Origin of the sequence: Enterovibrio qingdaonensis (assembly GCF_028683135.1) — a bacterium.
GTDB lineage: Bacteria > Pseudomonadota > Gammaproteobacteria > Enterobacterales > Vibrionaceae > Enterovibrio > Enterovibrio qingdaonensis.
In genome coordinates this window covers 185729-201051 of sequence record NZ_JAJUBB010000003.1, presented here as the reverse complement: position 1 = coordinate 201051, position 15323 = coordinate 185729, and the positions used below count along the sequence as shown (strand labels likewise).

Here is a 15323-nt window from a genome sequence, read left to right as displayed (position 1 = left end):
CATGTGCCTAGGAATACCCGGAACAATAATTGGCATTGAAGATGAAGCAAACTGCATTGCAATGGTTGAAATATCTGGTGTTCGCCGTCCTGTGAACATTGCATGTGTGTTGAATGGTGAGTCACCGCATCAATGCGTTGGCGAGTGGGTACTCGTACATGTCGGCTTCGCCATGAGCCGAATAGACAGTGAAGAAGCCCATAAAACGCTGACGTTATTAGCCGAAATTGGTGAGTTACAGGAAGAGCTAGATGCGATGGAATCGATATCTCGCTCTCCAAACAGTGAGGACCGAAGCAATGAAGTACGTTGATGAATTTCGTAATCCTGACGTTGTTAAAGCGGTTTTAGACGCTATAAATCACAAACTGGATGTGATTGAGAAAAAACGCGAAGACGACACAAACACCCCGATGAGACCTTTGCAATTGATGGAGTTTTGCGGCGGTCACACGCATACATTGTTTAAATATGGCATTGAAAATCTGCTGCCAGATCGCATTGAAATGGTGCATGGCCCGGGTTGTCCGGTTTGTGTTCTTCCCATGGGAAGGGTGGACGATTGTATTGAAATTGCCTCTAAACCGAATGTGATACTGACGACATTTGGCGATGCCATGCGTGTGCCGGGAAAACATGGCAGTTTGCTTGACGCCAAAGCTGGTGGTTGCGATATCCGCATGGTCTATTCTCCGTTAGATGCATTGGAGCTGGCGCGAAGACACCCGGATAAAGAAATTGTTTTCTTTGCGCTGGGTTTTGAAACCACCATGCCGAGCACGGCATTGACCGTCCTTCAAGCTGAGAAAGAACAACGCAATAACTTCTCATTGTTCTGTAATCACATAACAACAGCACCCACCATCGAAGCCATTCTGAATGAACCTGATTTGAAGCTTGATGGATTTCTCGCTCCCGGCCACGTAAGCATGGTCATTGGGTTGGGCCCATTTCAGTTTATTGCTAAGGATTATCACAAACCGATTGTGATTACGGGCTTTGAACCTCTCGATATTCTTCAATCCATTTTGATGCTGGTGACACAAATTGCTGACGAGCGCAGTGAGGTCGAAAATCAATATCGACGCGTTGTAGAAAAAGAAGGCAACGATCCTGGGCTCACTGCTATCCAGCGCGTGTATCAGACGTATCCTGTGACCGAACTAAGAGGGTTTGGCGAAATTGGTGATGCAGGTGTGAGGCTTCGCCCTGAATATGCGGCTTGGGACGCCGAGGCAAAATTCAGCATATCTCGTCACGCTACCCAAGAGCCAGACACCTGCCAATGTGGTGAGGTATTGAAAGGGCTGATTAAGCCTTGGCAATGCGCAAGATATGGCAAAGATTGCACGCCACAAGATCCACTCGGTGCTTTGATGGTGTCTTCTGAGGGGGCGTGTGCTGCCTATTACAATCATGGATATCGCTCGCCAGAAAAGGGGCGCGGTCGAATTGCGGTGATTGATACGTCTTCTCAATCGGTTTAACAAGGAATGCAGTTATGTCCTTACAGCAGAAAGTCGATATCTCCAGAGAAATCCAACGTATTACTTTGGCACATGGTAGCGGAGGTGTCGCTATGCGGGATCTCGTTGAAAATGAGATCGTTACCGCCTTTTCCAATCCACACCTCGATGCTTTGGAAGATCAAGCTCGCATTGATTTACGCGAACTGACTGCATTTGGTGATCAGCTTGCGATGACAACAGATTCGTTTGTTGTTGATCCACTTGAATTTCCCGGTGGTGATATCGGTACGTTGGCCGTCAATGGAACCGTCAATGACCTTGCGATGTGCGGTGCGAAACCTCGTCATCTCACCTGCGGGTTGATCATTGAAGAAGGGCTTTCACTCGATACGCTTCGTCGCATTCTTTCAAGCATGAAAAAAGCCGCTGACATTGCGGGTGTCACTATCGTGTCAGGGGATACCAAGGTGGTTCATAAGGGCGCGGCAGATAAGCTATTTATCAACACATCTGGCATTGGCGTTATTCCGGAGCAAACTGATATCAGTGCAAGTGGTGCACAAGTCGGTGACGTCGTCATTGTAAATGGATGGGTGGGGGATCACGGTGCAACGATCATGGCATCAAGAGAAGATTTGTCACTGGATACTCAACTCCAATCGGACTGCAGGCCTTTGTATTCAGAAGTTAACGCCTTGCTAAAAAGCAGTGCGGTTCATTGTCTTCGTGATGCGACGCGCGGCGGAATAGCAACGGTTCTCAATGAATTTGCTGATAGCAGCGATGTGAGGATCGTATTGGATCAATCCGCGATACCTGTCAGAGACGAAGTGCGCGGAGTATGCGAATTATTAGGCTTAGATCCGCTTTATCTCGCGAATGAAGGCAAGTTTGTTGCCGTTGTTCCGGCAAGTGATGCTGAAAATGCGTTGCGGGCTCTGAAGCAATGCCCAGGAGCAGAAAACGCCTGTGTAATAGGTCGCGTAGAGGCTGTGACCGAGTTGAGATCCTACGCCGGTGTTTCAATGAAAACAACATTTGGCAGTGAGCGAATGATAGACATGCTGACGGGTGATCAGCTACCTCGCATTTGCTAAACGCCCTCAAATTAACCGAAATGAGCAGCCTATTGGCTGATAGAAATAGGAAGGATGAAGATGAAACGTAAAGGACTTCAATTCGCAACGATCTTGTTATCTTCGATGCCGCTTGCCGCATTCGCGCATACTGGTCATGGGGAGAGTGGACTTCTCGCTGGCCTCTTGCACCCAATCACAGGTCTTGATCATTTTCTCGCGCTCCTAGCGATAGGCATATGGGCGGTATTGCTCAAAAATGGTGGCAGAAAAAACGCGGCACTTCAGGTTCCCGTCGCCTTTTTACTCGCGCTATTGTTCGGTGCCTCAATGGCGTTGTGGGGGGCAAGCATACCGATGGTCGAAACTGGCATCGCCACGTCCGTGCTATTGCTCGGGCTCTTGCTGGTGGCCGGTAAATCTCTCCCCTTATTAGCAACGCTGCCAATCACGGTATCTTTCGCCTTGGTACATGGCTTTGCGCACGGTACGGAAATGCCGCTTTCCGTCAACATCGCGGCCTATCTGTTCGGTTTTCTCCTCTCGTCAGCCATGCTGATTTTATGTGGAAGCGTGTTTGCCACTGTAATGCTGAAGGCAAAGCAAACAAAAGCCGTCGTTCCGATTTCTGGTGGTGCAATAGCACTTAGCGGAATGATGCTGTTAGTTGTGTAACACTCCATATGATTGGATTTAGGTATCGAATCCGCGGTGTCGTTCAGGGGGTAGGTTTTCGGCCTACCGTCTGGCGAGTCGCGCAACAACTAGAACTGAAGGGACACGTTTTTAATGATGGCGAAGGCGTCATTGTTGAACTTTGGTGCGACTTGCCTCTTGCAACACGGTTTATCGATACGATCCATCAGGAATGTCCACCGCTGGCCTCGATCTCGGCGGTTGAGACAAAAACCCTAGACTTAGGTCCCTGTCCAGACGGATTTACCATCGCTGAAAGTGATGAAACTGAGGCGATCAATGCCGGCATTCCCGTTGATGCTGTGGTGTGTTCTGAGTGTGCAGAAGAGACGCTGGATCCAAACAGCCGTCGATATCGCTATCCCTTCACAAACTGCACGCACTGTGGGCCAAGGCTGACTATTATCAGCGCACTGCCATACGACCGACCAAAAACCAGTATGGCGACGTTTCCACTTTGTGAGCAATGCGAGCGCGAATACCTCAATCCTGCAAATCGCCGTTTTCATGCGCAACCCATCGCTTGCCCTGAATGTGGACCTCGTGTTTGGCTCAGTAATGCCGATGGCGATGAGGTCACGTCTAACGGAGTCGATTCTCTTGACGTAATTCAACGTGCAGCACGCTATATCCAGCAAGGTAAAATTGTTGCAGTAAAAGGGCTGGGTGGCTTCCATTTGGTTTGTGATGCGACAAACGAACATGCAGTGACGACCCTGAGAAATCGGAAATTACGACCACATAAGCCTTTCGCAGTGATGATGAAAGATTCGGAACAGGTTCTCCGTTACTGTGAACCGTCGCAAATGGCAATTGATGCACTCAAAAAAGCCAGCAGCCCAGTAGTTATCATGCCTCAAAGGGATGTGACGGTGTCACATTGTGGTATTGGTTTACGTGAGATAGTGCCTTCGGTAGCACCTAATCTCAGAGAGCTTGGCGTTATGTTACCCACGACACCGCTGCACCTTTTGCTGTGTCGAGATGTTGATGTGCCACTAGTCATGACCTCGGCAAATCGTAGCGGGAATCCCCAGTGTTTTGACAATCAAGAAGCCATTAATGAACTCTCTGGTATTGCTGATATTTGGCTTCTTCATGATCGTGATATCGTGATTCGTGCCGATGATTCGGTGCTCAAACAGACAGCGTTAGGCATGCAGGTTTTGCGAAGGGCAAGGGGATTAGCCCCATCGCCAATCTCTTTGCCGAAAGGGTTTGAGCAAACAACTCAGGTGCTGGCATTAGGCGGAGAAGTAAAAAACGCATTCTGTTTGCTGTCAAAACATGGCGCAATCTTGAGTCAGTATATCGGCGACTTGGAAAGCCTAAGGGTGTGGGAAGATTTTCAACGAATACTGCACCATTACCAATCCTTGTATCGCTTTACACCCGAACGGGTTGCCGTCGATTGTCATCCCGAATACATAGCGACAAAGTTTGCAAAGAATACCTATCCCAGTGAAACCCAAATAAACGTTCAACACCATCACGCGCACGTTGCAGCGTGTATGGGGGATAATCAATTGCCCATTGATCATGATGCAGTGCTTGGTGTCGTGCTGGATGGCTTAGGTTTCGGCGTGGATGGTTCACTTTGGGGCGGCGAGTTTCTTCTAGCAGATTATCGCGGGTTTACGCGCGTTGGCCATTTCTCTGAGGCGGCATTACCGGGTGGCTCTAAAGCCATTACACAACCTTGGCGAAACCTGATTGCGCGATTGAAAAGCATAACGTTGGAACCGCATGAAAAAGAAGCATTGTTTACTGCGCTAGGCCTAGATAGAGACGCAATAAAAACAATCGATTCTATGATTGTTCACAACACTAATTCTCCTTTGTCGTCATCAGCTGGGCGATTGTTTGATGCAGTATCCGCGTTACTGTCAGTGTGTGTTTATGAGCAAAGCTACGAAGGGCAAGCGGCGATTGAATTGGAAGCTCTGGCGAATCTTGGCATGTCAGACCCGACGGACCGATACCCATTTTTTATTGAAGATGGCGAGCCCGCCAAACTGAACCCATCGCCCATGTGGCCACGTTTAATGGCGGACATGCAAAACGGCGTCGAAGCGAGCACGATCGCACGCAAGTTTCACTTGAGTGTTGCTGATGCAATTTGCCAAATGGTTTTACACCTTTTCGATACTCATACTATTTGGCCCAAAGTCGCGCTGAGTGGTGGTGTATTTCAAAACCGGATCTTATTGGAAGCGACCGTTCAACGTCTGAAACAACACCGAATCGAGGTTATCATCCATCAACAGATTCCCGCCAACGATGGCGGGTTGGCTTTCGGACAAGCTCTCGTTGCCGCTGCTGTTTCTTTATCTGGAAACACGCAAGTTGTACGTGGGCCATAATTAACCCTAACTCTTATAAAAACCCCGTTTTTTGCAGGGAAAGCAGTCATGGCAAAAGACAAAATGACATTGCTCTGGTTTCAGACAGGAAGTTGTGGTGGTGACACCATGGCACTGCTGAGTGCTGATCGACCTTCACTTTCTGATCTATTGAACGATTATCCCATCTCCTTGCTTTGGCAGCCCTCGCTGTCGGTTCAGAGCACATATGATCTTCATGACTTGATGATGCAGATTATCGAAGGGTCACTCTCTCTCGATATCCTTTGTGTTGAAGGAAGCATTATCACCGCGCCCAATGGATCGGGGATGTTTGATACCTATAGAAAAACCGCAAAAAAAGATTGGGTGCTCAAACTGTCGGAAAAAGCACGGTACGTGCTCGCGATGGGTACTTGCGCTGCATTTGGTGGCGTGCACGCTGCACCACCCAATCCTTCAGACTGTGTCGGATTGCAAATGGAAGGAGAGCAACCTGGCGGATTGTTAGACCCAGAGTGGCGCAGCGCAGCAGGGTATCCCGTCATCAATATCGCGGGTTGTCCGGCGCACCCCAATACCATGACGAAAACCCTCGCCATGATCGCCAGCGGTATCATTTTGCAATTGGATGGGCTCAATCGTCCCAAAGAGTTTTTCAGCACGCTGGTTCACCAGGGCTGCACCCGAAACGAGTATCACGAGTATGACGTGGAAGAGTCTGAATTTGCTACCAACGGGTGCATGTTCTTTAACCTTGGGTGTAAAGGGCCATATACCCAAGCAACATGCAACACCGACCTATGGAATGGACGAAGCAGCAAGACCCGCGCGGGCGTTCCTTGCTTTGGATGTACATCGCCAAGCTTTCCCCAAGACGAAGATCTATTCAAAACAGAAAAACTTGGTCCGATACCGTCGAAACTGCCGGTAGGTGTCGAGAGGGCCAATTACATCGCGTATAAAAACCTGGCGAAAGCGGCTGCACCGGAACGCGTTAAAAAGCGCAAAATGGAGCCTTGATGGTTAAGAAAACGCTGAACATCGATCTTAACCGCGTCGAAGGTGATCTCGAGTTCGAGTTGGACGTGGAGGACGGTGTTGTGGTCGACGCGCGCTGCATCGGAGTGATGTATCGCGGTTTTGAACAGATAATGATAGGGCGTACGCCAAGGGATGCTGCGGTGATCACGCCTCGAGTTTGCGGCATTTGTGGCACTGCACATCTTTATGCTGCCACCTTAGCGTTAGAACAGATCTGGGGCGTAGAGCCACCGCCCAATGCCACAACAATCCGAAACCTTTGTTTACTCACAGAAAGCATACAAAACGACATTCGACAGAGCTTTTTAATGTTTTTGGTCGATTTCTGTCATCCGGCTTATCGTGCGCATCCACTCTATAACGAGATCATGGCGGCATTTGAACCCTTCAAAGGGCGACATCATTTAGGTGCCTTAGAACAAAGCTCGGATGCCGTCGGTATTGTGGCCTTGTTTGGCGGTCAATGGCCGCACTCGTCTTACATGCTACCTGGTGGCGTGGTTGGGAAGCCCAGTATTCGCAAGATTATCGAAACCAACAGCATAATCAGCAAGCTTACGCGATGGTACGAAAGCGCGGTGATTGGGGATTCACTCGATAACTGGCTTTCACAGAGTCAGTGCGATGGTTTTTTCAACGATTTACAACGAGACAGTGCAAAAGCCAATAGTGCACTGGGCCTTTTTACCCGATTTTCTCGTTCGATTGGTCTGCATGAGATAGGGTTCGGAACCGAAAATATGTTGAGTTTCGGAGCGCATGGCGAAGGCCAAGACCTTATTCCGTCTGGCGTTTATGACGCCGACACTTGCACTATTAATACACTGGATCAGTCACAGATTGTCGAGCATGTGAGGTACTCCTACTTTCGGCAATATCAAGGGGGGCGTCATCCTTATCAGGGCGAAACCATTCCTGACTATCAATCAGAGTCAGATCGCTATACATGGGCAAAAGCACCTCGTTATGGTGGCAAGGTAATGCAAACGGGGCCCATGGCCGAATTGATCATTGGGGGAGACCCCTTGGTGACACAGTTTCACAGAAAAGAAGGCCCTTCCACATGGCTACGTCAATTCTCACGACTTCGTCGAATTGGTTTTAGCTTACATCTGATGAAGCACGCAGTGCAGGCTCTGAGCAACAATCTTGATGGGGAGATATTCTTGCCGCCTAAGCCACAAGATGAATGTGATGGCAAAGGTATGGGGTTGGTGCAGGCCGCAAGAGGAGGACTCGGGCATTGGGTGAGCATCAAAGATGGTGTGATAGATAAATACCAAATCATAACCCCAACGGCATGGAATGCTTCCCCCAGAGATTCAGACGGACAGCATGGCCATTGGGAACAAAGTGTTATCGGCTTGCCGGTGGAGGATTTAGATAACCCTTTGATGCTCGGTCATGTTATTCGCTCTCACGATCCGTGTCTGGTATGCACGGTTCATATGCTGCCCACCGGAAAGAAACTGCGCTATGGGATTTGATTGAATGATCGGACTCAGGATCCTTTGCTTTGGTAACACCCTCCACAGTGATGACGGCATTGGAGCTGCTGTTGCACTCAGGCTTCGAGAGCAAATGTTACCCAAAGAGGTCGAGGTGCATGACGTGGGTCTGTTAGGTCTCAACGCATTGCCATTGTTTAAACAAACAATGTCGGTACTGGTTGTCGATGCCGCAGACGTGGGTTTGTCACCTGGCCATTTTAAGTTCTTGTCACCCGAGCAGCTAAATCACGTTGATGTCGCGGATCATATGGGGGGCGTGGGCTATCTACTGCAAGCGGTGAATGCGTTAATTACACCTTTACCGCAACTTGATGTATTCGCCATTCAACCCGCAGTTTGTAAAAGCTTTTCACCGGTATTGTCAAAAGAGGCTGAATCGTCATTAGATGCAGTGGTTGAGGCGATCATTGACTATGCAAACAACAAAATTCTTCGGCAAAATGTGTCGACGCATAGGCAGGTGTTATGACGACATCTTCCAGAAAGCTCAGTCCTGCTTTGCATTCCACTGAGCAAGAAAACGCTCAGCTTCGTAAGGAAATCGATGCCCTCTATGCTGCTGCTGAAGCAAGAGAGCAACAGCTTCTTGCAGCCACCCATGCAATGGATGACATCCTGCTTGAGGTGGAATCGCAGCGTAATGCGCTTAAAAAGAAAAATAAGCAGCTACTCGAACTGAATGCCTACATTCGAAGTATAAATGATGCAATGAACAGTATTCTGATCGTTGTGGGTATTGATGGACAAATTGCACAGGCGAATCGGGTATTTTCTGAAGACCTGAATTGGACAGAAGAAGAGCTGCCGCACATTCACGTCGATTCTTTATTTCCCAAAGAACTGCTTTCAAGTCTACAAGCTCTGACCAAACCGACGTCAAGTTCGCGGGTTGTTTCTTATATTACTCAGCATGGCCATCTTGAACGAGAAATGCCTTTGCATCAGAGCGATGGTTTATTCACAGACGCTGTCTATCTGGTAAAAGGTGAGCAATTCTACAGTCACCAAGGAAAGTTGCAGGGAATATTGCTGACAGCGACGGATATTTCGGAACTTCGACAACGGGAAACGGCGTTGAAGCAAAGCGAGATTGCCCTGCAGAAAGCCAAGGCGGAAGCAGAAGCAGCGAATCAAGCAAAAGGCGATTTTCTGGCTAACATGAGCCATGAAATTCGAACACCACTTAATGCCATTATTGGGTTTACTAAGCTATGTTTGCAGTCTGATTTGACACTCAAGCAACGCGATTACCTCAACAACGTCGATGTCGCCTCACACTCACTTTCTCACCTGATCAATGATGTGTTGGATCTGTCAAAGATCGAAGCAGGTAAGTTAGAAATGGAGTGCGTTCCGTTCAATCTTAATCAAGTGCTTAGCAACGTTCGCCATGTGGTGTGGTTGGACGTCGCCAAGCGAGGATTATCGTTATCCATTCACATTGAACCTACGCTTCCCGTCAACCTGAAAGGGGATCCTCAGCGTCTGCAGCAGGTATTAGTCAATCTGGTCGGCAACGCGATTAAGTTTACTGAGAAAGGGAGCGTGTCTATCTCCGTCACACCTAAACGCTCTCGAGCGAAAAAGAGCACTACGCTGATATTCCGGGTGACGGATACGGGTATAGGCATGACAGACGCACAGTTAAATGGCCTTTTTCATCAGTATCATCAAGCAGACCCATCCACGAGTCGTCGATTTGGTGGTACAGGGCTGGGACTTACCATCAGCCAAAAGCTCGTCAATCTCATGCAGGGTGATATTCAAATTCGAAGCGACTATGGGAAGGGAACGGAGTGTGAATTCTTCGCGAAGTTTACGCTTCTTGAAAAGGCAGAGCAGAGTCGTTCAATGCACGCCGAAACCCATGAAGAATTCAGCTTCCCACAAGTTCCAATACTAAAAGACCATCACGTGTTAGTGGTTGATGACAACACGATAAATCGAGAAATGATTCGTGAATTGCTGTCTTCTTTTGAAATGAGCGTGGAGCAAGTTAGCTCGGGTGAGGATGCGGTTGAAGCCGTCAAACGCGGGCATTTTTCGATAATTCTTATGGATTTACGGATGACAGGCATAGATGGTATTGAAGCAACAAAAGTGATTAGAACCCTACCAAACGGTGGCGATGTTCCAATTATTGCACTGTCTGCCAATACGTCGGCCAGCATGGCAGAAACGTGTATCTATGCTGGCATGAATGACTATCTGCCCAAGCCAATAGACTTAAAGCGTTTGATTCAGGTAATTGCACACCATTTGATAACGGCACCTACACCGAATGTCCAAAAAATCGAAGAGTCAGTGCTATTTTGCCCCGATAGCGCGTTACTTCGATTGGGCTCAAACAAAAACGTTTACCTGAAAATGCTGACAAATTTCCTCGCTGAGCCTGAATCGCGCATGGAGGAACTTCAACGCCTCTACCAAGCTAAAGATAGAGACGCACAAAAACACGCTTTTCACGAATTGAAAGGCATTGCATCAACGTTGGGGGCAGAGCGGCTCAGTGTATTGTGCGACAAGCTCGAAAGGCAATGCAGTGAGAAGGCAATAGACCATGAGAGCCTGACTTCGGTCTCATTGGAGTTTACTAAACTGACGAGTGCAATAACGCGCTACTTAGCAGACAGTTAACAAGCATCTAGGACATGAAATGACACAAGCAGATCGCACTAATCAAGCTGTCACCGGATCGGTTATCGCTGTTGTCGATGACTCTGCGACGCTGTGCGAAATGTTGTGCGATCTTCTCAATGATGAAGGCTATATTACGCAACCTTATTTATGCGGTGAAGACGCATTGAACGGGATGGCAATGACGCCGCCTGATTTGATCCTGCTAGATATTGATATGCCAGGAATGGACGGATATGAGGTCTGTGCGAAGATAAAGTCCCACGCAATCTTGTCAGCAACGCCCGTTCTTTTTATCAGTAGTTACAGTGCGCTGGATGACAAGTTAAAAGCTTTTGATTTCGGTGCGTTAGACTATGTCACGAAGCCAATTCACTTTGCTGAAGTTAAAGCTCGGATAAAAACACATCTTTCACTGCGTTACTACCAACAAGCTCTGCAGTCTCAAAACGATACCCTAGAAGCGACATTAACCGCGCTGAAAGCCACGCAACAGCAATTGGTTCAGGCTGAAAAGCTGGCGTCATTAGGTCAACTAGTAGCGGGTGTTGCGCATGAAATTAATAATCCCATCAGTTTTATTGTCGGCAACGGTCATGCCTTGAAAAAAAATGTTGAGCGATTGGAAAAATATCTAGATTGCGTTCATGCACATGCACAGGAAAACGAGATTAACGCACTCCGAGAAACGTTGCGTATCGATGCAATCACCCAAGAGCTTGGCCCTATGGTTGGAGATATTTTGGAGTCGGCGGGGCGCGTAACATCTATTGTGGATGATTTAAGTCACTCGTCTGCTCAGCAGCAGGCAGAAAAGGAACCTATTGATTTGAAAGATGCCGTGTCACTTGCCGTTAAATGGGTAACGACACATCGGCATCCTTCACCCATCATTCAAACCGAAAATGTCGTGAGTACGCCGGTTATTGCGCATAAAGGTCAATTGATTCAGGTGATGGTTAACGTGTTGAATAATGCTATGGATGCGCTCAAAGGAACCAATACACCGGTTATTTCTATTGAGTCGCATGTACTTGATGCCTTTGTATGGGTAAGCATCAGCGACAATGGTGCTGGTATTGATGAAAACAAATTTAGCCAACTCTTTGATCCTTTTTTTACCACGAAGAAAGTGGGAGAAGGCAGCGGCTTGGGGCTCGCTATCAGTTACCGACTTATCACCGAACATGGCGGAGAATTCAAAGCGGAAAACCGTCCTGAAGGAGGGGCACGATTTTCCTTTTCAATTCCGCTTTCTACGACTTAACCTGAACCTAAGCCTTAATCCACGCTAAGCCTCGTTTTGAGGGACAGATTAAAAACTGCCGAGCACCGTCGCTTCTAATGTTTCTCTGATATCCATGTCGTCGCTTAAAGGACGAACCAACGCCATTTGGCAAGCGGTCACCGCAGGGATACCTTTTTGAATCAGTTGGGCGGTATAGACTAATAAGCGCGTCGAAATACCTTCATTTAATCCATGACCCACAAGATTCCTTGCGTGTTTCGCTACTTGGATCAGTCTGTCAGCCGTTTCCCGAGGCAAGCCTGTCTCGTGGCATACAATGGTTGCTTCGGTTTCTGCGTCCGGGTATGAGAACTCCAATGCCGCAAACCGTTGTTTGGTCGATGTTTTAAGATCTTTCATTAAGGTTTGATAGCCAGGGTTATAGGAAATAACCAATTGGAAGTCTTCATGTGCATGCAGCAATTCGCCTTTCTTTTCTAAAGATAGCGTTCGTCGGTAGTCAGTGAGAGAGTGTATCGCCACGGTGGTATCCTGACGGGCTTCAACGACTTCGTCGAGATAACAAATCGCGCCAATTCTGGCTGCTGTCGTCAATGGTCCGTCTTGCCAATAGGTACCATTGGCATCGAGAAGGTAGCGGCCAATCAAATCTGACGCTGTCATGTCTTCGTGGCACGAAATGGTAATCAGTGGGCGGGCAAGTCGCCAAGCCATGTGCTCAATGAATCGCGTTTTACCACAACCGGTCGGTCCCTTGAGCATCATAGGAATGCGCGAGTCATACGCCGCCTTGTACAGGGATATTTCATCGCCTGCTTCTTGATAATACGGCTCGTTAATAATCAGATACTGACTATCTGGGTTTTCGGTCTTTACTGCTTGAGACATAGGATCCTCCTTGTGTCCGAACACGTTTGAAAAAAGACTGGGGGAGCTAGGACTTACGGTGCAACCCCCAGTCAAAGCCCTACCGTGATAAGACAGAGAGGTTATTCGAAGCCAGGAGCACGGTAGATCACCATGGACGCGCCTTGGCTTTGCTTAAAGTTGTCATATCCGACCAAACGCACGTGGTGATTTTGGTTTTGGTTATGACAAAGCTGTGCTTCTGACAAAATGGTGTCGACATCGGTCTCACCAAACATGGGCAGTTTCCACATGTACCAGAAAGAGCCACTGGCTTCTTCTGGCTCAGAGTGTTCAATCGCCGGGTTCCATCCCTTGCTGACGATGTACTCCACCTGACGGCGAATTTGTTCGGCCGTCATCCTTGGGAGATAAGAAAAGGTTTCAAATTTTCGGCTATGTTTGTCGGTTAAACGCGACGCATAATCCATCACTTCACTCATGGTGTTTCTCCTTAATTCCCTAGGTTAGGCGTGTACTACGTCAAGCTTGTCGACAGTATCAAATTCAAATTTGACCTCTTTCCATGTTTCCATTGCCGCTTTCAGTTCAGGACTGTGCTTCGCGGCAGCGGTGAGAATGTCTTTGCCTTCACGTTCGAGGTTTCGACCTTCATTTCGCGCTTGTGTACATGCTTCGAGAGCGACGCGGTTCGCGGCTGCACCTGCAGCGTTGCCCCATGGGTGTCCCAAGGTACCGCCACCGAATTGGAAGATGGCGTCATCGCCAAAGATTGAGACGAGTGCAGGCATGTGCCATACGTGAATACCACCAGACGCAACAGGGAGTACGCCAGGCATAGAGCCAAAGTCTTGTTCAAAGAATATGCCGCGAGACCTGTCTTCTTTAATTACTCGGTCACGCATGATATCGATCCAACCAAGCGTGGCTTCTCTGTCACCTTCTAGCTTCCCAACAACGGTGCCTGAATGCAGGTGGTCACCACCGGAAAGACGTAGGCACTTAGCAAGCACGCGGAAGTGAATACCATGACGAGGATTTCGATCGAGAACTGCGTGCATTGCACGGTGAATATGAAGCAGCATGCCATTTTCTCGGCACCAATTAGCAAGACCTGTGTTTGCGGTAAAACCTGCTGTCAGGAAGTCATGCATGATGATTGGCATATCGAGTTCTTTAGCAAATTCCGCACGGCGGTACATTTCTTCCGGGGTAGGAGCTGTCACATTGAGATAGTGTCCTTTGCGTTCACCCGTTTCACGCTCGGCACGATGAATAGCTTCGGCAACATACTCGAAGCGATCACGCCAGCGCATGAAAGGTTGAGAATTCACATTCTCATCATCTTTAGTGAAGTCCAACCCGCCACGAAGACCTTCATAACACGCGCGGCCGTAGTTCTTCGCTGAAAGTCCGAGCTTCGGCTTGATCGTACAGCCCAGCAGCGCGCGGCCGTATTTGTTCATTTTGTCGCGTTCAACCTGAATACCGTTTGGCGGTCCGCCACAGGTTTTTACGTACGCAATTGGGAAACGGACATCTTCGAGTCGAAGACCGCGAATTGCTTTGAAGCCGAATACATTACCGACCAAAGACGTCAATACGTTTACCACAGAGCCTTCTTCAAATAGGTCGATGGGATAGGCAACAAAGGCATAGAACGTGGAGTCATCACCCGGGACGTCTTCAATCGCATAGGCTCTGCCTTTGTAGTAATCAAGATCTGTTAGGAGATCTGTCCATACCGTGGTCCAGGTACCTGTTGATGATTCAGCGGCGACTGCAGCTGCTGCTTCTTCCCGAGGTACGCCGGGTTGAGGTTCTATTTTGAAACACGCGAGAATATCAGTATCTGCGGGAATATAGTCAGGCTCCCAGTAAGTATCACGATACTCCTTAACACCTGCTTGATAACTCTTGGCCATAGTCTTGTCCTTTTGATTCGAGGAATGCTTGTCGTCAGCCATCCTGTTGTTGGCTTAGACACAGTGTTAAGGGGAATAGGGAATAAGTGAAATTGCTTATATTTATGCTGATGATAAGAAATCATTTTTGATTGGTTATTTTTACGAGAAATACGTTATTAATGAGATTTAAGAATTTGAATAATAGACAAATATAAACATTATTAGTTATAGGGGTAATAAAATTAAGAAAATCATCAATTTATTCTATCTAATTGTTTTTAAACAACATGGTTATTAAAGGCTTACGAATATAAGTTTTACTTATGCTTTCTCTTTCTTTTCCTGATTGGTGACACCTTCACTTTGCCCGTAATGTGAATCGAAAGGGCTGCGGTGATGCGCCTTGTAAATCGTTGACTTTTAATTCGCCGTAGCAAGCCCGCTGATTATTTATCTCATTGATGCTCGTGAACATTTAATAACGGCAGCAGTGAGAGCTTGGATTTGAAAATACAGCGATTGCAA

At 47.9% G+C, this 15323-nt stretch carries 13 protein-coding genes; 10 read left to right on the top strand and 3 right to left on the bottom strand.

All coding sequences use genetic code 11. The features are described 5' to 3' along the window. The first annotated feature begins 1 nt into the window (after nt 1). The 10 genes from LRP49_RS05760 to LRP49_RS05715 are packed head-to-tail and all read left to right on the top strand — an operon-like array spanning nt 2 to nt 12042. On the top strand, nt 2–313 hold the full coding sequence (locus LRP49_RS05760; RefSeq protein ID WP_274140844.1) for a HypC/HybG/HupF family hydrogenase formation chaperone: 312 nt from the start codon (nt 2–4) through the stop codon (nt 311–313). After that, entirely contained in the window at nt 300–1487 is a 1188-nt protein-coding gene (gene hypD / locus LRP49_RS05755) for a hydrogenase formation protein HypD (protein ID WP_274140843.1), read from the top strand. The genes LRP49_RS05760 and hypD overlap by 14 nt, the downstream gene beginning before the upstream one ends. A gap of 14 nt (nt 1488–1501) precedes the next feature. Next, on the top strand, nt 1502–2566 hold the full coding sequence (gene hypE / locus LRP49_RS05750) for a hydrogenase expression/formation protein HypE (RefSeq protein WP_274140842.1): 1065 nt from the start codon (nt 1502–1504) through the stop codon (nt 2564–2566). Nucleotides 2567–2626: 60 nt separating this feature from the next. Continuing rightward, nucleotides 2627–3220 (top strand): HupE/UreJ family protein, encoded by a 594-nt coding sequence (locus LRP49_RS05745; RefSeq protein ID WP_274140841.1) that lies wholly within the window; start codon nt 2627–2629, stop codon nt 3218–3220. Nucleotides 3221–3228: 8 nt separating this feature from the next. Beyond that, on the top strand, nt 3229–5604 hold the full coding sequence (gene hypF / locus LRP49_RS05740; RefSeq protein ID WP_274140840.1) for a carbamoyltransferase HypF: 2376 nt from the start codon (nt 3229–3231) through the stop codon (nt 5602–5604). A 48-nt stretch (nt 5605–5652) separates the two neighbouring features. After that, nucleotides 5653–6606 (top strand): NADH-quinone oxidoreductase subunit B family protein, encoded by a 954-nt coding sequence (locus LRP49_RS05735; protein WP_274140839.1) that lies wholly within the window; start codon nt 5653–5655, stop codon nt 6604–6606. Continuing rightward, complete coding sequence (locus tag LRP49_RS05730) at nt 6606–8114, top strand: nickel-dependent hydrogenase large subunit (protein WP_274140838.1); 1509 nt, start codon at nt 6606–6608, stop codon at nt 8112–8114. Before LRP49_RS05735 ends, LRP49_RS05730 begins: the two co-directional genes overlap by 1 nt. A gap of 4 nt (nt 8115–8118) precedes the next feature. Further along, entirely contained in the window at nt 8119–8607 is a 489-nt protein-coding gene (locus tag LRP49_RS05725; RefSeq protein WP_274140837.1) for a hydrogenase maturation protease, read from the top strand. Beyond that, complete coding sequence (locus LRP49_RS05720) at nt 8604–10775, top strand: PAS domain-containing hybrid sensor histidine kinase/response regulator (protein ID WP_274140836.1); 2172 nt, start codon at nt 8604–8606, stop codon at nt 10773–10775. The genes LRP49_RS05725 and LRP49_RS05720 overlap by 4 nt, the downstream gene beginning before the upstream one ends. Nucleotides 10776–10794: 19 nt before the next feature. Next, the gene (locus LRP49_RS05715) at nt 10795–12042 is read left to right on the top strand and encodes a response regulator (protein ID WP_274140835.1); all 1248 of its coding nucleotides are present in this window, start codon (nt 10795–10797) and stop codon (nt 12040–12042) included. 48 nt (nt 12043–12090) lie between these two features. On the opposite strand, the gene LRP49_RS05710 is transcribed toward LRP49_RS05715, so the two are convergent. From LRP49_RS05710 to LRP49_RS05700, 3 genes are all read right to left on the bottom strand, one after another. Beyond that, complete coding sequence (locus tag LRP49_RS05710; protein WP_274140834.1) at nt 12091–12912, bottom strand: CbbQ/NirQ/NorQ/GpvN family protein; 822 nt, start codon at nt 12910–12912, stop codon at nt 12091–12093. Between the two features lie 101 nt (nt 12913–13013). Beyond that, nucleotides 13014–13373 carry a ribulose bisphosphate carboxylase small subunit gene (locus LRP49_RS05705; protein ID WP_274140833.1) on the bottom strand — a complete coding sequence of 120 codons (360 nt, stop codon included), beginning with the start codon at nt 13371–13373 and terminating at the stop codon, nt 13014–13016. Between the two features lie 24 nt (nt 13374–13397). Continuing rightward, nucleotides 13398–14816, bottom strand: coding sequence for a form I ribulose bisphosphate carboxylase large subunit (locus tag LRP49_RS05700; protein WP_274140832.1), 1419 nt, complete (start codon nt 14814–14816; stop codon nt 13398–13400). Nucleotides 14817–15323 lie beyond the last annotated feature (507 nt).